Here is a 20,770-nt window from a genome sequence, read left to right as displayed (position 1 = left end):
ACGTAGGAGAGAAGTCATGAAAATCATGCATGTGGATGCGAGCGCCAAGCGCGAACGGTCCAATTCGCGGGCGTTGAGCCGCTTCTTCATCGAACAATTGCGCGACGAAGGCGTGGACGTCGAGCTCGATTATCTCGACGTCGCCGTGGACACGCCGCCGCACGTGACCGAGGCGTTCGCCATCGCCACCTACACGCAGGCGAGCGAGCGCACGCAAGCCATGAAGGACACGTTGGCGGCATCGGATGCGCTGTGCCAACGCCTGCTCGACGCCGACGCGCTCGTCTTCGCGATGCCGATGTACAACTGGTCGATGCCCTCCGCGTTCAAGGCGTTCGTCGACAGCATCACACGCACCGGACTCACCTACGTGAACACGGCGGACGGCCGTATCGAAGGGCAGCTCGGACGCCAGAAAGTGCTGTTCATCACTAGCCGCGGCGCGGACCTGCGCCCCGGCACGCCGTTCTCGTCGATGGATGCGCTCACGCCGTCGCTCAAGGCCGCGTTCGGCTTTCTCGGCGCGGCGAACCCGACCTTCGTCGATGCGCAGCCGCTCCAGTTCTCCGACCAGCAAGCCCGCACGGAAGCGCTCGAACGCGCGCGCGGCGAGTTGTCGGCGGTGGCGGCGCGCTGGGCAGAGGTGTCGTTGACGATGCAGGAAGAACTCGCGGCGTCTTGACGCCTTGCTAACACAATCTTAGGAATTCGATCATGAAACTCACGCAAATCCTCGCAGCCGCTGCGCTCGCCATCGCTTCGGTTGCCCCGGCCTACGCCCACGGCGACGCTGCCGAACGCGAAACCATCACACCCGCATTCGTCGAAGCGATGCCCAATGTGCCGGGCAAGACGATGACGGCTTTGGTCGTCGATTACGCGCCCGGCGGCAAGTCGGATCCGCATCGGCACGGTCAGGCGTTCGTGGTCGCCTACGTGCTCTCGGGCGCGATCCGCAGCCAGGTCAACGACGGCGAAACACGCGTTTTCCACGCGGGCGAACACTGGATCGAGAAGCCCGGCGCGCACCACACGGTGAGCGAAAACGCGAGCGATACCGAGCCGGCGAAACTGCTCGCGATCTTCGTCGCCGATGCGAAGGACAAGAAGCTCGTCACCTTCGACAAGAAGTAAATAAGGCCCTCAGTTCGTCGCCGGCTTGTTAGCGGCATTGCGTTCGCTCAGGATATCGGCGACGAACGCCAGCGATAGCGCCGTCGCGCCGAACCAGAAGATCAGCGAATAATCGTTGTTCGTGTGCGCGAAGAGAAACGAATAGCCATATCCGCCGACTGCCTGAAAGAGCGCGAAGGCCGTTGTCGCCCGGCTCCACGCCGCTCGCTGCTCGACGTGGTCGTGCGGCACGAGTTCATGGATGCGCCCGAGCACCAGCGGCACGATTCCCGGCGTGAAAATGCCGAGTATCACCGTCGCGATGCCGAGCGTTACCGGATTGCCGGACAGCGCGAGCATCGCGACGGCGACCGCCTGCAGCGCGAGTCCGAACCGATACGCCGCGCCAAAGCCGATGCGGTCCGCGACATTGCCGCAAATCACCGGCCCGAAGATCGCGGCGATCCCATACAGCACCCAATAGCCCGCGCCGACTCCGGCGCCGCGACCCAAACCGCGCGCGACGTAGTCGACGAGCAGGATCATCGCCGGCACGAGGCCGAGCGCATTGGCCGCGTATTGTGCATACAGCACTCGCAGCGCGATGCCGTTGGGGCGAACCGCGTGCGGCGCTAGTTTTGCCAAGGGCGCCGTCGGCGCGGCGGCTGGCCAGCCGAACCAGCTCGCCACCGAAAGCACGAGCGACAGTACGCCGAGACCGATCCACGTGTCCTGCAAACCGAACTGGAGCAGCTTCGGGATGATGGTTCCCGATGCCGCAATGCCAAGCCCCAGGCCGAGGAAGATCATGCCGCTCGCGAATCCGCGCCGCGCGGGCGGGATGTGCGGCAGGACGGTCGTCGCGACGAGGACCATGATCGCGCCGCCCGAAAGCCCGGACGCGAATCGCCACGCGAAAAACCACGACACCGAAAGCGGAAACGCGCACGCGAAGAACGCGGCGGTCGCCATCAGCATGAGGAGCCGCAGCGCGACGCGGTTCGACAAAGCCGACGCGATCGGCCGGCCGAGCAGCGCGCCCGCGAGATAGCCGGCGAAGTTCGCGGCGCCGAGCGTCACTGCCTGCGATGAGGTGAACCAGTGCGCCTGAATCAGCGGCGGAATCAGCGGCGTATAGGCGAAGCGTGCGAGCCCGATCGCGACGAGGCTCGCGCAGAGGCCCGCGAACATCGCGTAGAGCGAGCGAACGTCGAGAGAAGCCGGGTTGATAGGGAGGGCGGATGCGTCGTCGGACATACAGTGCTCCTTTTGAACCTGCGCGCCTGTCGCGCACGAATCGAATGGACGAGTCGGGCCATGCCGTGGTTTGGACGGCGGGCTTGCTGCCGGTGTGGCCGGCGAATCTCAGTGGATGCTGCCCTCGGGCGGCAGCGCGGGCAGGCCGAGCATCGCGAGCGCCGGGGCGACGGCGCCGCTCAACAGTTCGCGCTTCGGATCGACGCGCGCCAGCACGCGCACGCCGAGCAGAACGGCCAGCAGATGCGTGGCAGCGGCGCCGGGCGGTTGTATTGGTTCGATGTCGCCGTTTTGCTGGCCGGCTGCGACGCATCGCTCGAAGAAAGCGCGCAGGAGGCTCAGTTCGGCCGCGATCGCTTGCCGGAACTCGTCATCTTGCGGTGTGGATTCGAGCGCGGCGTTCACCAGCATGCAGCCGCGCTGATGCTTGTCCGCGACAGACCGGTCGATGATCTCGCCGAAGAACGCCGCGATCGCCTGACCGGGCGGAAGCCTCGACTCCAGCCGCGCGATGCGCTCGCGCAGCGTGCGGTCGAGATAGTGCTCGAGCGCGCGTCGAAAGAGCCCGCGTTTGTCGCCGAATGCGTTGTACAGGCTCGGCTGTGAAAGCCCGGTGCACGTCACGAGATCGCGCGTGGACGTGCCTTCGTAGCCGTTCGCCCAGAAGGCGTCGCCGGCTGCTTCGAGTACTTGGTCTTCGTCGAAATTTCGAGGTCGGGCCATGCCTTGCTCCAGTTCTGTATCGGGCGATACAGAACGCATTCTATATCAAACGATACAGAATGCAAGTCAATGGCCGAACATGCGCGTCCACGCGGCGCGGAGCCGTCGGGCGCGGTCTTCGAAGAGCCAGGAGGCCACCAGCGTGATGAGTGCGGAAATCATGCCAGTCACGATGGCCTCGGCGAACGGGAAGCCGTAGTGATTCACGTGCGAAAAGGCGTCGCCGAGCATCGTCAGGAGGCCGACGAGGAGCGCATTACCGTATCGATTCGAATAGAGCCGGGCCGCCGGCGTGAAGGTCAGAAGGACGGCGAGGATACCGGTGAGAAGGCCCGTCTGGAGGGCGGTCGTCCAGTGGGCGAGGCTCAGGATGTTGCCCCAACTGCCCGGCATGCACGTCATGCAGGCGCTGGTCGGCTGCCAGAACCGCTGGACAAACAGTCTGACGCGAAGCTTCCAGTCGCTCGACATCGTAGTCGCCCCGTCGATCCTGGTGAGGACAGACTTAACTATAGGTTCCTGCGGCATCAATCGTCACCGAATGGATTGCCTTTTCTCGCGGCGGGCGTCTGCGTCTTCGTCGCCAGATGGTTCTGCAGCCAGAAGTTCGCCTTGTTCAAGCCGAGCGCCTGCCAGTCCTGGCCGATTTCGCAGATGAATAACCGGTCGTCCGATGCCGTTGCAGGTGCAAACGCTTTCGACAGGTCCCTCGCGCCCTTGTCGGTGTTGAGCACGAGGAACGCGCCCATTTGATGCAGATGCAGGAATTCGTAGTCGCCGCCGGAAACGTGCGCGGCGATGTCCTTGATTTTTCTGTGCTGCTCCGTCGGGGCACCGATGAAGATGCTGACAAGATAAGTCGTTTTCGCACTCATGGGTGCTCCCGCCGTGTCGTGATTCAGGAAGGGTCCGATTGTGGCACAGCGGGATCCCGACCGGCATCGAATCTCGGCGGCCGCATCACACGTGGCCCTTCCAAGGCACGAGCACGCGTTCGACATAACGCATCAGCGCATCGAAACAGAGCGCAAAGAAGCCGATCACGATGATGCCCATGATCACGACGTCGCTCGCGAGGAATTCGGCCGCGTTGAGCACCATGAAGCCGAGCCCGCTCGACGACGCGACCATCTCCGCCGCGACGAGCGTCGTCCAGCCGACGCCGATGCCGATCCGCATCCCCGTGAAGATCTCCGGCAGCGCCGACTTCATGATGACGTGAAAAACCACCTGCGTGCGCGACGCGCCCATCGAATACGCCGCGTGGATCTGCTCGATCGACACGGACCGCACGCCGGCGCGCGCGGCGATTGCGAGCGGCGCGAAGATCGCGAGGTAGATCAGCAGCACTTTCGAGAACTCGCCGATGCCGAACCAGATGATGATGAGCGGCAAGTAAGCGAGCGGCGGCAGCGGTCGATAGAACTCGATCGGTGGATCGAATGCGCCGCGCGCGATCCTCGACACGCCCATCATCACGCCGACGGGAATCGCGGTGAGGCAGGCGAGCGCGAACGCGCCGAACACGCGCAACAGGCTTACGCCGGTGTGCTGCGCGAGGGTCGAGTTGGCGAAGCCATCGGTGGCGACGACGAGGAACTTCGCGTACACCGCCTGCGGCGAAGGCAGGAAGAGCGGCTTGATCAGATGCAGGTTCGTCACCGCGAACCAGATTCCAATCATCGCGACGATCGTGACGAAGCTTGTCATCAAACTGCTGCCGTGACCCGGCACGCCGAACGCGTCGCCGGGCTTGACCGGCTTTTTCGCGAGGATGCGCGAGCGGCGGCGCGGCGTGCGCGGCGGCGGGGCGGACGCATCGGCGGACACGGGTTCGCGGGCGTGAAAGGGCGCGTGAATCGCTTTGGAATCAGACATGCGAGACCTCTTCGCGTGTGGCTTGCGACTTCTCGTCGCCGTAGATGATGCCGAGCACGCGCTCGCGCATCTCGATGAAATCGGGGCTCGATTTGACGGCACGCGCATCGCGCGTTGCGAGAAAGCGCCGGTTGAAATCGAGTTCGTAGGTATGCGTGATGCGCCCGGGCCGCGGCGACATCACGATCAGCCGGCTCGCCAGAAAAAGCGCCTCCTCGACGCTATGCGTGATGAAGAAAAACATCTTGTTCGTCTTCGTCCACACGTCGAGCAGGAGTTCCTGAATGGTTTCGCGCGTGAGGGCGTCGAGCGCGGCCATCGGCTCGTCCATGAGCAGCATCGCCGGGTCGCAGGTGAGCGCGCGGGCGATGCCCACGCGCTGCTGCATGCCGCCCGAGAGCTGGTAGATCATGTGTTTGTGAAAATCCTGCAGGCCGACGAGCGCGAGATTGCGCACCGCAATCTCCTGCCGCTTCGCCTTCGGGACGCCCTGCAACTTGAGGCCGAACTCAGCGTTGTCGATCACGTTGAGCCACGGCAGCAGCGCGTGCTTCTGGAACACGACGCCGCGATCCGCGCCCGGTCCCGCCACCGGCTCGCCGCCGAGCAGCAGTTCGCCCGAACTGGGCGCGATGAAACCCGCCATCAGCGAGAGCAGCGTGGTCTTGCCGCAACCCGAGGCGCCGAGCGCGACGACGAAGTCGCCCGAATCGATCGTCAGGTTGATGTTGTCGAGCGCGTGGACTTGTTCGCCCGCCCGGCGGCCGGGGAACACGACGCTCACGTCCTTCACTTTCATGCTTTCCATGCATCCTCCTGATCGGCTGAACGCTTACTTGAGCTTGAGGGCGGCGTCCGCGTAAGCGGGCGTCACGAACTTCGCGTAATCGGGTGCGATCGTGCCAATACGCTTCTGCTCCTTCAGGAAGCCCGACGTGTCCTTCAGCGCGAGCGCCGCGCGGCTCGTTGCGCCGCCGCCGAGCCATTGCGGCGAAGCCTGGTCGGCGAGCGTCGGGTACGCGTAGAGCGAGAGCGAATCGGGCACGTCGGCGGGCGTGCCGCCGATCATCTTCGCGATCGCTGCGGCCTGCGGCGAACTCGCGCTCCATTGAGCCGGATTGCGTCGATACTGCTCGTCGGCATCGGCGATCGCCTTCACGAACTTCGCCATGAACGCCTTGTTGTCCTCGCCCCATTGACGATCGACCGCGATGCCATCGAACGTCGGCTTGCCAAGCTTCGACAGATCGCCCGATGTGACGAGCACCTTGCCGCTCTTCTTCAGTTCGGCGAGCGCGGGATTCCACACGTAGGCGGCGTCGATGTCACCGCGCTCCCACGCTGCTACGATCTGGTTCGGCTGCATGTTGAGGATCTTCACCTGCGACGGATCGACGCCCCAGTGCTGCAGCGCGAACATCGTGTGATAGTGGGTCGTGGACACGAATGGCACGCCGATCGTCTTGCCCTTCAGGTCAGCGGCCTTTGACACGTTGGCGCCGTTGCGCACGACCATCGCCTCGGCCTGGTTGATGTTGTCGAGGATCCAGACGAGCTGCAGGTCGAGCCCCTGGCTCACGGCGGCGGCAAGCGGACTCGATCCGATCACGCCGACCTTCACGTCGCCCGAGGCCATCGCGGTCGCCACCTTCGCGCCGGATTCGAACTGGCGCCAGTTGATCTTGTAGCCCGTCGCCTTCTCGATCGAACCGTTGGCGATCGCGACGATCCACGGATCGACGATCTGCTGGTACGCGATCGTCACTTCCTTGTCGGCGGCGTGCGCGGGGTTGAGCGCGAGCACAGCAGCGCACGAGACGATGATGCGCTGCATCGCGCGGACGAGCCGCAAAGGCAATTTTGGTCGCTTAAGGTCTTGCATGTCGGTCTCCAGGACGGGCTTTACGTGGCGGACACGCGGGCTTCTCGGAGACCGGCCGGGCTTGCCCCGATCGCCGATGCAGTGTCGATTCGAGTATCGTCATCTAAAAATTGGGCCAGTTAGTACCAGACGCGCCCGATCGTTGAGTCCACATTCCGCTGGTCTCACGCACCCGTCGTTGCGCGTTGCACAATGAGCCGCGCGAAGTTTTGAATCAACCAAGGAGGAAGCATGGCAAGCCGGACGTCTTCGGCAATGTGGACACAGCGGTTCCAGCGCCCGAATGAGTCGAACATCAGCCTGCAGGCGCAGATCCGCCAGATGCTGGTCGCCGCGATCCTCGACGGCCAGATTCCCGTCGATGCCGCCTTGCCGTCGAGCCGCGAACTGGCCGACCAGTTGAGCGTCGCCCGCAATACGGTGGTGCTCGCGTATCAGCAGCTCGTGGAAGAGGGCTATCTGATTTCGCGCGAGCGCAGCGGGCATTTCGTCAACCCGGCGATGCTCGAAGGGCAGCATGGCTTCGTGCAGTCGGAAGTGTCGGAGGCCGGAGCCCTCGCGCGGCCCGACTGGGGCGCGCGCATGCGGCGCGCGCCGTCCGCGCAGCGCAACATCGTGAAGCCCGCGAACTGGCAGAAATACGAGTTTCCGTTCATCTACGGCCAGTTCGATCAGGCGCTCTTTCCGACGAGCGACTGGCGCGAGTGCTGCATGAAGGCGCTTTCGGTGATGGAAATCCGCAACTGGGCGCCGGACCTGATCGAACGCGACGACGACACGCTCGTCCAGCAGATCCGCACGCGCGTGCTACCGCGGCGCGGCGTGTTCGCGATGCCCGACGAGATCGTGATCACGATCGGCGCGCAGCAGGCGCTGTATCTGATCGCGGATTTGCTCGCGAACGAGCGCACCACGATCGGCTTCGAAAACCCCGGCTATCCGGACGCGCGCAACATTTTCGAGAACTGCGATGCGCCGCTGTTGCCGCTGCCCGTCGACGGCGGTGGCGTCCGGCCGCTGGAAGACCGCGCGCTGCTCGCGCAATGCGATTACGTCTACGTGACGCCGAGCCATCAATGCCCGACCACCGCGACGATGCCGCTCGAACGCCGCCACGCACTGCTGAACATGGCGCAAGAGCACGATTTCGTCGTGATCGAGGACGACTACGAGAGCGAGAACAACTTTTCCGGCGCGCCGCATCCGGCGCTGAAGAGCCTCGATACCGCCGATCGCGTGATCTACGTCGGCAGTCTCTCGAAGAGCTTCGCGCCGGGGCTCCGGCTCGGCTACGTAGTGGCGCCGCGCGAGTTGATCCGCGAGTTGCGCGCGCTGCGCCGGCTGATGGTGCGGCACCCGGCGGCTTATATCCAGCGCGCGTTTGCGACCTTTCTGTCGCTCGGCCATCACGACGCGCTGCTGCGGCGTCTCGCCTACGCCTACAAGGAGCGCGCACAGGCGTTGATGACCGCGCTCGACACGCATTTGCCCGAAGCGCGCCACGTTCCGATCACGGGCGGCGCGTCGTGCTGGGTCGAGGGGCCGCCGTGGCTCGACGCGCGGCGCCTCGCAGCGGAAGCGGAAGCGCGCGGCATCCTGATCGAACTCGGCGACGTGTTCTTCATGACCGGCCGTGAAGCGCGCAACTGCTTCAGGATGGGCTTCTCGTCGATCAAGCTCGAAAAGATCGATGAAGGCGTGCGGATGCTCGCCGAACTCGTCAGGGCGCAACGCCCGCAACCCTGAGCCAGCAAGGCTTTGCGCCGTGCTCGCGAGGCTGGCCCAAGCGAATGCCGGCATCTGGAACTACCAACGGAAGTGAGTGCTGGATAACGTGTCGATGAGGATGGCCGCATGCGCACCCAGTGCGGCCCACGATTCATCTGACAGGAGACAGCATGACCGAAACGCTCACGAAGGCGCCCGCCGTTACCGCCGACACGCTCGCCGCCTTTTCCGACGCATTCAACCGCCACGACGCCGACGCGCTGATGCGCTTCATGACCGAAGACTGCATCTTCGATGCCGCCGGCGGCAGCGAGATCCACGGCGCGCGCTTTACGGGCCGCGCGGCGGTGAAGGCGGCGTTCGAAGCCGTCTTCCGTACTTTCCCCGATGCGCACTGGGGCCACGGCCGGCATTACGTCGCGGGCGAGCGCGGCGTGTCCGAATGGGTGTTCACGGGCACGCACGCGGAAGGCTGGCGCATCGAGGCCGAAGGCTGCGACCTGTTCGAATTCCGCGACGGCCTGATCGCGGTAAAGCGCGCGTTCCGCAAGGAACGTCCGAAGCAAGCCGCCTGAACCTGGGAGATTCGCCATGAAAAACGGTGCGATTCATCTGGACGCGTCGGGCCCGTTCGCCCGCGAGGCAGGCGTCGATACCCGCTACGACCCGACCTACGATCCCCTCGTCTCGCCGGGCCCCGGCCAGGGCAAGCAGTACGCGCCGACCTACTGGGCCGCGACGGCCGGCACGCCGCCGGCGGACGACGGCCCCGTCACCCAGGACATGGACGTCGATGTCGCGATCATCGGCGGCGGATTTACGGGGCTGGCCGCTGCGCTCTTTCTTGCGCGCGAGCACGGCATCAAGGCCGTCGTGCTCGAAGCGAACAAGGTGAGCTGGGGCTGCACGAGCCGCAACGGCGGACAGGGACAGAACGCGTCGGGGCGCCTGTCGCGCTCGCAGTGGATCGAGCGCTGGGGCAAGGACGTCGCACTCAAAATGCATCACGAGATCTACGAAGGCTTTAACACCTTCAAGTCGCTCGTCGCGCAGATCGATTGCGATCCGCAGACGGGCGGGCATTTTCTCGTCGCGCACCGGCCGCGCATCATGCAGGGGCTCGCCGCCGAGTCGAAGGTGTGGAAAGACGTATTCGGCTACCCGTCCGAACTGCTCAGTGCGGAGACGTTCCGCCGCGAGTTCGTCAACGATTCCGAATCGGCGGGCGCGCTGCACGAACCGGAAGGCATCGGCGTGCATCCGCTCAAGCTCGCCTACGGCTATCTGCGCATGGCGCGCGAGCACGGGGCGAAGGTGCATCCCGGCAGCCCCGTCATCGGCTGGCAGACGGTCAAGGGCGTGCATCATCTGCGCACGCCGGGTGGCACGGTGCGCGCGAAGGCCGTGGGCATCGCGACGGGCGCCTACACCGCGCCCGGACTGCACGAGTCGCTGAAGAGCCGCATCATGCCGATCCTTTCGAATTCGATGGTGACGCGCCCGCTCACACCCGCGGAACTCGAAGCCTGCAACTTTCGCACGACGCAGGTGCTCACCGACACGCGCACGCTGCGTTTCTACTATCGCCTGCTGCCGGACAACCGCGTGCAGATTGGCAGCCGCAGCGCGATCACCGGCGCCGATGCCCCGAACGAGCGCCACTTCGAATTGCTCGTGAACGGGCTGCACCGGAAGTTCCCGGCGCTCAAGGGCATCCAGATCGATTACTCGTGGTGGGGCTGGGTCGACGTCAGTCACGACATGATGCCGCGCGTCTTCCAGCCCGATCCGAAGGAGACCGTGTACTACGCGCTCGGCTATGGCGGCAACGGCGTATCGTATTCGTCACAGGCGGGACGGCGGCTCGCGGAGCGCATCGCCGGAAGAGGCGCGCACCAGACGCTGCCCATCTTCACCTCGCCGCTGCCGGGGCACCTGTTCGCGCCGTTCAGGCGCGTGGGACAGCGGATGCTTTATCACTGGTATTACAGGCGCGACGAAAAGAAATAGGCACGCGCAGCCGGAATCTTCTTCCCTATAAAAACGAAGCGGGGTGCGGGCGCGGTGAGCGATCACCGGCGCCCGGCCACTCACGCGCGCTCATGGGCGGCGCCCGTTGCGAGGCTCTATCGACGCACGCGGGACGCCGCACCGATCAGGATATGGAGGCGACACATGCAACAACCAGTCAACGGAAGCGAACTGAAGTGCGGACTCAAACAGCGGCACATGACGATGATCGCGCTGGGAGGCGTGATCGGAGCGGGGCTCTTCGTCGGCAGTGGCGTGGTGATCAGGCAGGCGGGGCCGGCTGCGATCATCTCGTTCCTGCTGACGGGCGGGCTCGTGGTCCTCGTCATGCGGATGCTGGGCGAGATGGCATCGGCGATGCCCGCCGTAGGATCGTTCTATGAATACGCGCGTCTCGCATTCGGCGAACGGCGCAAGTCGGGCGAGCTGGCCGGGTTTCTCACCGGCTGGATGTACTGGTACTTCTGGGTGATCGTCGTCGCGGTGGAGACCGTGGCGGGCGCGCATCTCGTCCAGTTCTGGCTGCCGGACGTGCCCGCGTGGGTCATCGGCCTCGTGCTGCTCGTGACGCTCACCCTGACCAATCTCGTCTCCGTCGGCAGCTACGGCGAGTTCGAGTTCTGGTTCGCGTCGGTGAAGGTCGCGGCGATCATCGTGTTCCTGTTCGTCGGCACGCTCTTCGTGCTCGGCATGTGGCCGGGCGCGGGGCAGGCCGCGCTGCCTCTTGCGTCGATCAGCGCGAACGGCGGCTTCATGCCGAACGGCATCGGGCCGGTGCTCTCCGGCGCGGTCGCAGCGACGGGCTTCTACTTCGGCGCGGAGATCGTGACGATCGCGGCTGCAGAGGCGCACGAGCCGGAGCGCGCAGTCGCGAAGGCGACGAATTCGGTGATCACGCGCGTACTTGTGTTCTATGCGGGTTCGATCCTGCTCGTCGTCGCGATCGTGCCGTGGAATTCGCCGGGCATGGCGACGCCCTACGTCAGCGCGCTCGAGGCGATGCGCATTCCGGGCGCCGCACATCTGATGAACGCGATCATCCTGACGGCGGTGCTGTCGGCGCTGAATTCCGGGCTGTACGCGGCGTCGCGGATGATGTTCGCCCTCACGCGTCGTGGCGATGCGCCGCGCGCGCTCGCGAAGGTGAACAAGCGCGGCGTGCCGGTGCGCGCGATCCTGATGGGGACGCTGTTCGGGTACGTGTCCGTGGTGATGTCGTATGTCTCGCCGGATACTGTGTTCGCGTTTCTGGTCAACTCGTACGGGACGGTGGCGATTTTCGTGTACCTGCTAATCGCGCTGTCGCAACTTAAGCTGCGCGCGCGGCTCGAACGCGATGCGCCGGGCAAGCTGCGTGTGAAGATGTGGTGCTTCCCGTATCTCACGTGGGTCGCGATCGCGGGGATGATCAGCATCATCGTGGCGATGGCGTTCATTCCTGATCAGAGAAAGCCGCTGTGGTTCGGCGTGGCGAGCGTGGCGGTGCTGCTCGTGGTGTTCTGGCAGCGGAATCGATGGAGGAAGGGGGATGGGGAGTTCGGAGTGGGGCGAGTAGAGGCGCGGCCGGTCAGGCGGTGAAGGGGCGCGCTGTTCCGGCGCACACCGTGCGTCCGTCCGGGGCCGCTTTCGAAGAAAGCGGCCCTGCTCACATCTGAAACGTCCGCGCCGTCTCCGCCGCCACCTGCCGCAGCTCCGGCACGAACGCGAGAAGATCCTCCATCGACACCCGCCCGACCGGCGCCTGCACCGCGATCGCCGCGCACGCGCGGTTCCGGTCGAGCATCACCGGCACCGCGATCGCGATCAGTCCCTGCAAGTGCTCCTGATCGTTGATCGCGAGCAGCCGCCGGCGCGTCGCCGCAAGCTCGCGGCGCAGCACCTCGCGATCGGTGATCGTGCGCTCTGAATAGGGCCGCAGCGGCAGCGTATCGATCATGCGTTCGCGCCGTTCCTTTGGCAGGAAGCTGAGCAGCAGCTTGCCGCTCGCCGAACAATGCAGCGGCACATGCGACCCCGCCTGCAGATGCATGCGCAGCGGCCACTCCGTCTCCACGCGATCCACGTACACCACATCGTTGCCGGCGAGCATCGTCAAATTGCACGTCTCACCGACCTTCGCGACGAGCTGCTCCAGGAGCGCATGCCGCGCCGCCGCCGGTCCCGCGTGCATCAGCACGTTCACCGCGAGCGAGCGCACGCGCGGCGAGCATTCGTAAAGCCGGTCGCCCGCGCCGCGCATGACAAGGTACGCGTCCATCAGTTGCACGAGGATGCGATGCACCGTCTGCTTCGGCAGGCCGAGCGCATCGACGAGTTCCGTCATGGACAGCGGACGTCCTGCCTCGGCAAGCGTCTCTAGTACGCGAAACGCCCGCACCGCGGCGGCGTTCGATTGATTGGATGCCGACATTCCGTCTCCTGAATATCGTGTGCGCCTGACCCGGCGACTTTGTTTGCATCGACTTTAGCGTTTTTCGGGACCGGTGAAAGTCCCGAATTTCGCTGATTCCGCGACTGCCGCGCAAGCAGCGAAGGATTGTCAGGAAAACGGGACCGCGTGCCGCGCGCCGCTCGCTAGATTGAAGTCACTTTCAACTCTCAAGCGACGGAGCGAACCGTATGAACGTAAGAGCCACTACCGCGGAAACCATGCAGGGCGACGTCGGACGGGTCGTCGGCGAACTCGTGGCGCGCGCCCGACAAGCACAGCGCGACTTCCAGTTCGCCGGGCAGGACGCGCTCGATGCCGCCGCGAACGCCGCCGCCTGGGCCATCATGGAACCGTCACGCAACCGCCGGCTGGCGGAACTCGCCGTCGCCGATACCGGCCTCGGCAACGCCGACGACAAGTTCCGCAAGAACTATCGCAAGACGCTCGGTTTGCTGCGCGACCTGCACGGACAGAAGACCTGCGGTGTCATCGCGCGCGACGTCGCGGCCGGCATCGTCGAGATCGCGCGGGCGGTCGGTGTCGTCGCGGCGGTCACGCCTTCGACCAACCCCGCCGCCACGCCCGCGAACAAGATCGTCAACGCGCTCAAGTGCGGCAACGCGGTGATCGTGGCACCGTCGCCGAAGGGGTACACGTCGTGTGCGCTGCTCGTCGGCTTCATTCACGAGCAGCTTGCCAAAGCCGGGCTCGCCGCCGATCTCGTGCAGGTGCTCCCGCCGCCGATCAGCAAGGCCGCGACCGCCGAATTGCTGCGTCAGTGCGACCTCGTCGTCGCGACAGGCTCGCAGGCGAACGTGCGTATGGCCTATGCGAGCGGCACGCCGGCGTTCGGCGTGGGCGCGGGTAACGTCGCGTCGATCGTCGCGGCATCGGCTGATCTCGACGATGCCGCGCGCAAGATCACGCGCTCCAAAACCTTCGACAACGCGACGAGCTGCTCGTCGGAAAACAGCGTCGTGATCGAAGCGGCTGTCTACGCGCGCATGCTTGCGGCGCTCGCGGCGAACGGCGGCGTGCTGCTCGACGACGCGCAGAAGGCGCGCCTGCAAGCCGCGATGTGGCACGACGGCAAGCTCGCCGCCGAGTGCACCGCGAAGCCGGCGGCGCAAATCGCGCGGCTCGCCGGCCTCGCTGACATCGCCGCGCGCCAGCCGGCTTTCCTGATGGTGGAGGAGAGCGGCTTCGGCGCCGGGCATCCGTTCTCGGGCGAGAAGCTCGCGCCGGTGCTTGCAGTCTACCGCGCACACGATTTCGACGATGCCGCGAGCATCGTCCAGCAAATCTACGCGTACATGGGCGCAGGTCATTCGGTCGGCCTTCATTCGGGCGATCCGGACCAGGCCGTGCGACTCGGCACGGCCTTGCCGGTCGCGCGGGTGATCGCGAACCAGGCGCATTGCCTCGCGACCGGCGGCAACTTCGACAACGGCCTGCCGTTCTCGCTCTCGATGGGCTGTGGCACCTGGGGACGCAACAACTTTTCGTCGAATCTCGGGTTTCGCCAGTACCTGAATACGACGCGCGTCGCGTTTCCGGTCGAGGAGCGTGTGCCCGAACTCGACGACCTGCTCGGCGACTTCTTCGCGAGGTACGGCCGATGAACACGCCCACGACCCTCCGCGCGCTGATCGACGAGCGCGCACGGCAGTTTCCCGACAAGCCCTTTCTGCTCGGCCCGGCGGAAGACGGCGGCATCGACGTTCTCACGTTCGGCCAGTTGCGCGACGCATGCGGCACGCTCGCTGCGCGTTTCACCGATGCGGGGCTGAACCCCGGCGACGTCATCTCCGTCTACATGGGCAACGGCCTCCAGACCGCGACGCTCCTGCTCGCCGCAATGTACGGCGGCTACGTGGCGAACCCGATGAACCTGCTGTGCCAGCCTTCGCAGGTGCGCTATATCGTCGAGCACTCGGATACGCGCGCGATCTTCGTGTCGCGCGATTCGCGGGAATCGATCGATGCGGCGCTCGCGGAACTGCGCGCGCAAGGGTTCGAACGCGAGCTCCGCGTGATCGAAACGCACCCCGACACGGTGGCGCACGCGCAACCCGCTTTCGCCGGCGAAGGCGCAGAGGCCGAGCGGCCCCGGCTCGAACAAAGCAATGTCACGCTGCTCATGTACACGTCCGGCACGACCGGCGCGCCGAAGGGCGTGCTGCTCACGCATCGCAACCTGCTTGCGAACGCGCGCAACATCACTGCCGAACACCGGCTCGGCAGCGACGATCGCGTGCTTGCGTCGCTGCCGCTCTATCACATCAACGGCCTCGTCGTGACGCTCATCGCGCCGCTCTTTCACGGCGGCTCGGTCGTGATGGCTGCGCGCTTTTCCGCGCGCACGTTCTGGCGCGACGTCGCGCGCCATCGCTGCACCTGGATCAACGTCGTGCCGACGATCGTCGCGTATCTGCTCGATCGCGACGAACGCGACCCGCATGACACCTTCGATCTCGCTGCGCTCAGGTTCTGCCGCAGCGCGTCGGCGGCGCTGCCGGCCGAGCATCACCGCGCGTTCGAGGCGCGCTTTCACGTCGGCGTGATCGAGACGATGGGCATGACGGAAACCGCCGCGCCCGCCTTCAGCAACCCCTACGACACGGCGCGGCGCCGCATCGGGAGCATCGGGTTGCCGTCGGGCGGCGAGGCGCGCGTGATCGATACCGAGGGCCGCGACTGCGCGCCCAATGAATGCGGCGAGATCGTGCTGCGCGGCGAGCAGGTGACGCGCGGCTATTACAAGCGGCCCGAGGAGACGCGCGCGGCCTTCACCGCCGACGGCTGGCTGCGCACCGGCGACCTCGGCTTCCGCGATGCCGACGGCTACTTTTACATCAACGGCCGCGCGAAGGAACTGATCATCAAGGGCGGCGAAAACATCGCGCCGCGCGAGATCGACGAGGCGCTGCTGCGGCATCCCGGCGTGCTGGAAGCGGCGGCGGTCGGCGTGCCGGATGCGGCCTACGGACAGGAGATCGTCGCGTTCGTCGTCGCGCGCGAAGCCGGCGGCGCGAACCCGCTCGATGCCGCCGCGCTGCGCGATCACTGCCTGCGCGAACTCGGCCGCTACAAGACGCCGAAGGAATTCCGGCTCGTGACCGAACTGCCGCGCGGACCGTCGGGCAAGGTCCAGCGGCTGAAGCTGTTGCAGACGTAGACGCATCCGCCAACTTGGCGCAGGACCACGACCGTCATATATAAAGAGATAGGAGACAGCATGGAAAAGCACACCAGGCGCGTTAAAACGCGCCATATCATTCTCGCGGTGATGTGCCTGATGTATTTCATCTCGTACATCGATCGCGTGAACATCGCGGTCGCCGGGCCGATCATCCGGCAGGAGATGGGCCTGACCTCCGGCCAGCTCGGCCTCGTGTTCTCGGCGTTCGCGTATCCCTACGCGGTGATGCAGATCGTCGGCGGCTGGCTCGCGGACAAGTACGGCCCGAAGCGCGTGCTCACCATCCTCTCGCTGATCTGGGGCGTCGCGACGCTCGCCACCGGCTTCGCCGGCAGCGTCGCGATGCTCGTCGGCCTGCGCTTTCTGCTCGGCATCGGCGAGGGCGGCGCGTTCCCGACCGCGACGCGCGCCTTCACCTACTGGATGCCCGTCGCCGAGCGCGGGTTTGCACAAGGCATCACGCACAGCTTCGCGCGGCTCGGCGGCGCAGTGACGCCGCCGCTCGTGCTCGCCGTCGTCGCATTCGGCGGCTGGCGCGATGCATTCCTGCTGCTCGGCGTCGCGAGCCTCGCGTGGACCGTGCTCTACATGTGCTTCTTCACGAATTCGCCGGAGCAGCATCGCCGCATCACGCCCGAGGAGACGGCGGAGATCGGCTATCGCAAGGGCGACTGCGACCGCGCGAAGCACGCCGCCACGCCGTGGCGCAAGCTGGTGCGCCGCATGTGGCTCGTGACAGTGGTCGATTTCTGCTATGGCTGGCTGCTGTGGGTCTACCTGACGTGGCTTCCGTCGTACCTGAAAGAGTCGCGCGGCTTCGACCTGAAGCAGCTCGCACTCTTCACCGCGTTGCCGCTGCTCGCGGGCGTGATCGGCGATACGCTCGGCGGCGTGATCTCCGACAAGCTCTACAAGGCGACTGGACGGCTGCGATTCGCGCGCTGCTCGGTGCTCGTCGTCGGCATGGGCGGCTCGCTCGCGTTCCTCGTGCCGGTGGTCTCCGCCGCCGATCCCGTCACGGCCGTGCTGTTCCTGTCGGCATCGTTCTTCTTCCTGGAGATAACGAACCCCGTGCTCTGGACATTGCCGCTCGACATCGCGGGCAAGTACGCGGGCACCGCGGGCGGCATGATGAACACGGGCTTCGGCGTGGCGGGCATGATCTCGCCGGTCGTGTTCGGCTATCTGATCCAGGAGACCGGCAGCTACAACGTGCCGTTCACGATCTCCGCCTGCCTGCTCGCGGTGGGCTTGGTGGCCGCGCTCTTCATCGATACGTCGAAGACCGTCGAGGCGGACGAAGAGCGCGAGGAACGCGAGAGCGTCTTGCTCGGCGGCGAGCCCGCATTCGTTCACGCAGGGCAGGGTGTGCGGATGGAGCGGCATCATCTGCGGCGGCCTTTGCGCTGGAAGAAGTGACGTGATCGAGGACGCGCGTCATGCACCGCGCGTCCTCATGCCGTGCGCTTACCGCGCTTCCCACTCGACACGCCGCACCGCCGTGCGTCCCCGGTTGCCGATCCACGCCGCCGAGAGAGCGCTCACGAGCGCCGAGAAGAGCACGTAGATGCAGATGAGCCACGGTTCGCCATCGCCTTTGCGCAGCAGGAAGGTCGCGACGATCGGCGTGATGCCGCTCGCGAAGATCCCCGAGAACTGATAGACGAACGAGATGCCCGAATAGCGGACCTTGGCGTCGAACAGTTCGGCGAAGAGCGCCGCTTCCGGACCGTACACCGATGCGTAGAACACGCCGAACGGAATGACGATCGCGAGCCAGATCAGGAGCATATGGTCGCTGCCGTGCTTCATCAGCCAGAAGCCGCCGAACGCGGAGAGACCGGTGACGAGCGATCCCCAGAAGTAGATGCGCGTGCGTCCGACGCGATCCGAGAGACGCCCGAAGAACGGGATCGTGAACATCATCACGACCGCCGCCGCCATCACGCCGAGCAAGGCATCGGTGCGGCCGACCTTCAGCGTCTGCGTCAGATAGACGATCGAGAACACGCCGAACACGTTGAAGAACACGCCGTCGATGAAACGCGCGCCCATGCCGGCGAGCACGTTGCCCGGATACTTGCTGAGCACCTCGCCGATCGGCAGCTTGATCTGCTCGCCCTTTTGCTTGACCTTCGCGAACTCGGGCGTCTCCATTACGTTCAGGCGAATGTACATGCCGATCGCAACCAGCACGATCGACAGCACGAACGCCAGCCTCCAGCCCCACGAGAGAAACTGCTCGTTGGTCAGGAACGACGACAGCGCCGCCACGACGCCCGAGGCGACGCACAGCCCGAGCGCGAGCCCGATCTGCGGGATGCTCGCGTAGAAGCCGCGCTTGTCCTTCGGCGCGTACTCGAACGACATCAGCACGGCGCCGCCCCATTCGCCGCCGAGCCCGATCCCCTGCGCGACGCGCAACAGAAGCAGCAGCGCCGGCGCCCACAGTCCGATCTGGTCGTAGGTCGGCACGAGGCCGATCAGCACGGTCGCGACGCCCATGATCATCAGCGTCATCACGAGCATGCTCTTGCGGCCAAGCTTGTCGCCGAAGTGGCCGAAGATCACGCCGCCGAGCGGCCGGCTCAGAAAGCCCACGGCGAAGGTGCCGTAGGCGAGCATCGTCGAGACGAGCGGATCGTCGTTCGGGAAATACAGCTTGTTGAACACGATGCCGGCCACCACGCCGTACAGGAAAAAGTCGTACCACTCAATCGTCGCGCCGATCAGGCTCGCCGTCACGACCCGCCTGATCTGCTTCGCGTCATTGCGCTTCGTCTGCTCCATGTTGCGTCTCCGGGTTAATGGTTGCCGCGTGGTTTTCCACGTCGGTGTCACAGCACTTCTTCGAGCACGGATTGCACGACCGAATTCTTCCGGTCGGCGCGGATCATGTCCGCCGCCTTCTCCGCGATCATGATCACGGGCGCGTTCGTATTGCCCGACACGAGTTCCGGCATCACGGACGCATCGACGACGCGCAGCCGCCCGAGGCCGTGCACGCGCAAGCGATCGTCGACGACGGCGAGCGCGTCGCGGCCCATGCGGCAGGTGCACGCCGGGTGATAGATCGACTGGCTGTGGCGGCGCGCGGCGTCGAGCAGTTCGGCGTCGGTCTGGTACTGGGCGCCCGGCACGAACTCCGAAACGATTTGCGGCGCGAGCGACGGCGCCCCGGCAATGCGCCGCGCCACCTTGATCCCGCCGATGACGACGGCGTGGTCGCGTTCGTCGGAGAGATAGTTGGGCTGGATCGCCGGATACTGGAGCGGGTGCGCCGAGCGGATCTCAACGCTGCCGCTGCTGTGCGGCCGCAACTGACACACGGATGCCGTGAACGCCGAGAAGCGGTGCGCGCCTTCGCCGGGTTTGTCGGCGCTGAGCGGCTGCATGTGGAACTGGATGTCGGGCCGCTCGACATCAGGCCGCGAGCGCGTGAAGATCGCGACCTGGCTTGCCGCGAGCGTGAGCGGGCCGGTGCGCCAGAGCGCGTATTGCAAACCGATCCATGCCTTGCGCAGCGGGTTGTTCACTTCGTCGTTGAGCGTGCGTTCGCGCGTCTTGAAGACCAGCCGCACCTGCAGATGATCCTTCAGGTTCTGGCCGACGCCCGCGAGTTCATGACGCACACGCACGCCTGCGCGGCGCAGCACGTCAGCGGGACCGACGCCCGAGTTCTGCAAAATCTGCGGCGAACCGATCGCCCCGGCCGCGAGGATCACTTCGGCGTGCGCGCGAGCCGTGCGCACTTCGCCGTCGCGCATGTACTCGACACCGACCGCCTGCGCGCCTTCGAAGAGCACGCGCGTCGTCTGCGCCCGCGTTTCGACGACGAGATTCGCGCGGTCCTTCGCCGGCTTGAGAAAGCCTTTGGCAGTGCTCCAGCGAAAGCCCTTGTAGGCGGTCTGCTGGAAATAGGCGACGCCTTCCTGCGAGGCTCCGTTGTAGTCGTCGTTGAACGGGATGCCGATATCCTGAGCCGCCGCAATGAAATGCTCCGCGATCGGCCGGCGCAGCCGCAGGTCCGATACCTTCAGCGGCCCGCCCACGCCGTGATATTCGCTTGCGCCGCGTTCCTGGTCCTCGGACTTTTTAAAGTAGGGCAGCACGTCGGCGTAGCCCCAGCCGCGGTTGCCGAGCGCGGCCCAGTGGTCGTAGTCCTCGCGCTGTCCGCGCACGTAGAGCAGGCCGTTGAGCGAACTCGATCCGCCCAGCACCTTGCCGCGCGGCCAGTCGAGTTGCCGCCCGGCGATGCCCGCGTCCGGCTCCGTGCGATAGCACCAGTCGTACTCGGGGTCGTGCATCGTCTTGAAGTAGCCGACCGGGATGTGAATCCACGGATTGCTGTCCGGGCCGCCCGCTTCGAGCAGCAGCACCCGGACGTCCGGGTCTTCGCTCAGGCGGTTGGCGAGAACGCAGCCGGCGGAGCCCGCGCCGACCACGATGTAGTCCACTTCGAACGACATGATTCTTGTCTCCTTTCGACCGGCGTTCACGCTGGTCTTTTCTTCAACCCTATGGA

General features: G+C 65.6%; 19 protein-coding genes. 9 read left to right on the top strand and 10 right to left on the bottom strand.

Annotated features, from left to right (window positions below):
- The first annotated feature begins 16 nt into the window (after positions 1-16).
- A complete protein-coding gene (locus AWB67_RS03465) occupies positions 17-682 on the top strand; it encodes an FMN-dependent NADH-azoreductase (RefSeq protein WP_087654846.1) in 666 nt (221 codons plus the stop codon).
- Between the two features lie 32 nt (positions 683-714).
- Positions 715-1,134 carry a cupin domain-containing protein gene (locus tag AWB67_RS03460; RefSeq protein ID WP_087654845.1) on the top strand — a complete coding sequence of 140 codons (420 nt, stop codon included), beginning with the start codon at positions 715-717 and terminating at the stop codon, positions 1,132-1,134.
- A 9-nt stretch (positions 1,135-1,143) separates the two neighbouring features.
- Here the strand turns inward: AWB67_RS03460 and AWB67_RS03455 are convergent, their stop codons facing one another.
- The 7 genes from AWB67_RS03455 to tauA all read right to left on the bottom strand — a co-directional run bounded on the left by AWB67_RS03455 (position 1,144) and on the right by tauA (position 6,805).
- A complete protein-coding gene (locus AWB67_RS03455) occupies positions 1,144-2,370 on the bottom strand; it encodes a YbfB/YjiJ family MFS transporter (protein WP_087654844.1) in 1,227 nt (408 codons plus the stop codon).
- A gap of 108 nt (positions 2,371-2,478) precedes the next feature.
- Positions 2,479-3,093, bottom strand: coding sequence for a TetR/AcrR family transcriptional regulator (locus tag AWB67_RS03450; RefSeq protein WP_087654843.1), 615 nt, complete (start codon positions 3,091-3,093; stop codon positions 2,479-2,481).
- A 66-nt stretch (positions 3,094-3,159) separates the two neighbouring features.
- Positions 3,160-3,564 carry a hypothetical protein gene (locus tag AWB67_RS03445; RefSeq protein WP_087654842.1) on the bottom strand — a complete coding sequence of 135 codons (405 nt, stop codon included), beginning with the start codon at positions 3,562-3,564 and terminating at the stop codon, positions 3,160-3,162.
- A 56-nt stretch (positions 3,565-3,620) separates the two neighbouring features.
- A complete protein-coding gene (locus AWB67_RS03440) occupies positions 3,621-3,968 on the bottom strand; it encodes a hypothetical protein (RefSeq protein ID WP_087654841.1) in 348 nt (115 codons plus the stop codon).
- Positions 3,969-4,053: 85 nt separating this feature from the next.
- Positions 4,054-4,971 carry an ABC transporter permease subunit gene (locus AWB67_RS03435; RefSeq protein WP_087654840.1) on the bottom strand — a complete coding sequence of 306 codons (918 nt, stop codon included), beginning with the start codon at positions 4,969-4,971 and terminating at the stop codon, positions 4,054-4,056.
- Entirely contained in the window at positions 4,964-5,779 is an 816-nt protein-coding gene (locus tag AWB67_RS03430; RefSeq protein ID WP_087654839.1) for a taurine ABC transporter ATP-binding protein, read from the bottom strand. The genes AWB67_RS03435 and AWB67_RS03430 overlap by 8 nt, the downstream gene beginning before the upstream one ends.
- Positions 5,780-5,803: 24 nt before the next feature.
- Complete coding sequence (gene tauA, locus AWB67_RS03425; protein ID WP_235025033.1) at positions 5,804-6,805, bottom strand: taurine ABC transporter substrate-binding protein; 1,002 nt, start codon at positions 6,803-6,805, stop codon at positions 5,804-5,806.
- Positions 6,806-7,084: 279 nt separating this feature from the next.
- Between tauA and pdxR the strand changes: the two genes are divergently transcribed.
- The 4 genes from pdxR to AWB67_RS03405 all read left to right on the top strand — a co-directional run bounded on the left by pdxR (position 7,085) and on the right by AWB67_RS03405 (position 12,190).
- The gene (gene pdxR / locus AWB67_RS03420; RefSeq protein WP_087654838.1) at positions 7,085-8,599 is read left to right on the top strand and encodes a MocR-like pyridoxine biosynthesis transcription factor PdxR; all 1,515 of its coding nucleotides are present in this window, start codon (positions 7,085-7,087) and stop codon (positions 8,597-8,599) included.
- A gap of 152 nt (positions 8,600-8,751) precedes the next feature.
- Positions 8,752-9,156 (top strand): nuclear transport factor 2 family protein, encoded by a 405-nt coding sequence (locus AWB67_RS03415; RefSeq protein WP_087654837.1) that lies wholly within the window; start codon positions 8,752-8,754, stop codon positions 9,154-9,156.
- Between the two features lie 16 nt (positions 9,157-9,172).
- Positions 9,173-10,591: an NAD(P)/FAD-dependent oxidoreductase gene (locus AWB67_RS03410; RefSeq protein WP_087654836.1), complete on the top strand. Its 1,419-nt coding sequence runs from the start codon at positions 9,173-9,175 to the stop codon at positions 10,589-10,591.
- 165 nt (positions 10,592-10,756) lie between these two features.
- Positions 10,757-12,190, top strand: coding sequence for an amino acid permease (locus AWB67_RS03405; protein WP_087654835.1), 1,434 nt, complete (start codon positions 10,757-10,759; stop codon positions 12,188-12,190).
- Between the two features lie 67 nt (positions 12,191-12,257).
- Here AWB67_RS03405 and AWB67_RS03400 read toward each other — a convergent pair whose 3' ends face one another.
- Positions 12,258-13,022, bottom strand: coding sequence for an IclR family transcriptional regulator (locus AWB67_RS03400; RefSeq protein WP_087654834.1), 765 nt, complete (start codon positions 13,020-13,022; stop codon positions 12,258-12,260).
- A gap of 209 nt (positions 13,023-13,231) precedes the next feature.
- Between AWB67_RS03400 and sauS the strand changes: the two genes are divergently transcribed.
- From sauS to AWB67_RS03385, 3 genes are read left to right on the top strand one after another with little or no spacing between them, the layout of a single operon-like run.
- On the top strand, positions 13,232-14,665 hold the full coding sequence (gene sauS / locus AWB67_RS03395; RefSeq protein WP_087654833.1) for an acylating sulfoacetaldehyde dehydrogenase: 1,434 nt from the start codon (positions 13,232-13,234) through the stop codon (positions 14,663-14,665).
- Positions 14,662-16,221: an AMP-binding protein gene (locus AWB67_RS03390; protein ID WP_087654832.1), complete on the top strand. Its 1,560-nt coding sequence runs from the start codon at positions 14,662-14,664 to the stop codon at positions 16,219-16,221. Before sauS ends, AWB67_RS03390 begins: the two co-directional genes overlap by 4 nt.
- Positions 16,222-16,281: 60 nt before the next feature.
- Entirely contained in the window at positions 16,282-17,664 is a 1,383-nt protein-coding gene (locus AWB67_RS03385; RefSeq protein WP_087654831.1) for an MFS transporter, read from the top strand.
- 48 nt (positions 17,665-17,712) lie between these two features.
- On the opposite strand, the gene AWB67_RS03380 is transcribed toward AWB67_RS03385, so the two are convergent.
- Positions 17,713-19,035, bottom strand: coding sequence for an MFS transporter (locus tag AWB67_RS03380; protein WP_087654830.1), 1,323 nt, complete (start codon positions 19,033-19,035; stop codon positions 17,713-17,715).
- A 47-nt stretch (positions 19,036-19,082) separates the two neighbouring features.
- Positions 19,083-20,714 (bottom strand): GMC family oxidoreductase, encoded by a 1,632-nt coding sequence (locus AWB67_RS03375; protein ID WP_087654829.1) that lies wholly within the window; start codon positions 20,712-20,714, stop codon positions 19,083-19,085.
- Between the last annotated feature and the right edge of the window lie 56 nt (positions 20,715-20,770).

The organism is Caballeronia terrestris (assembly GCF_001544515.1).
GTDB lineage: Bacteria > Pseudomonadota > Gammaproteobacteria > Burkholderiales > Burkholderiaceae > Caballeronia > Caballeronia terrestris.
The sequence above is the reverse complement of the archived record's forward strand: the minus strand, read 5'-3'. Positions and strand labels throughout refer to the sequence as shown.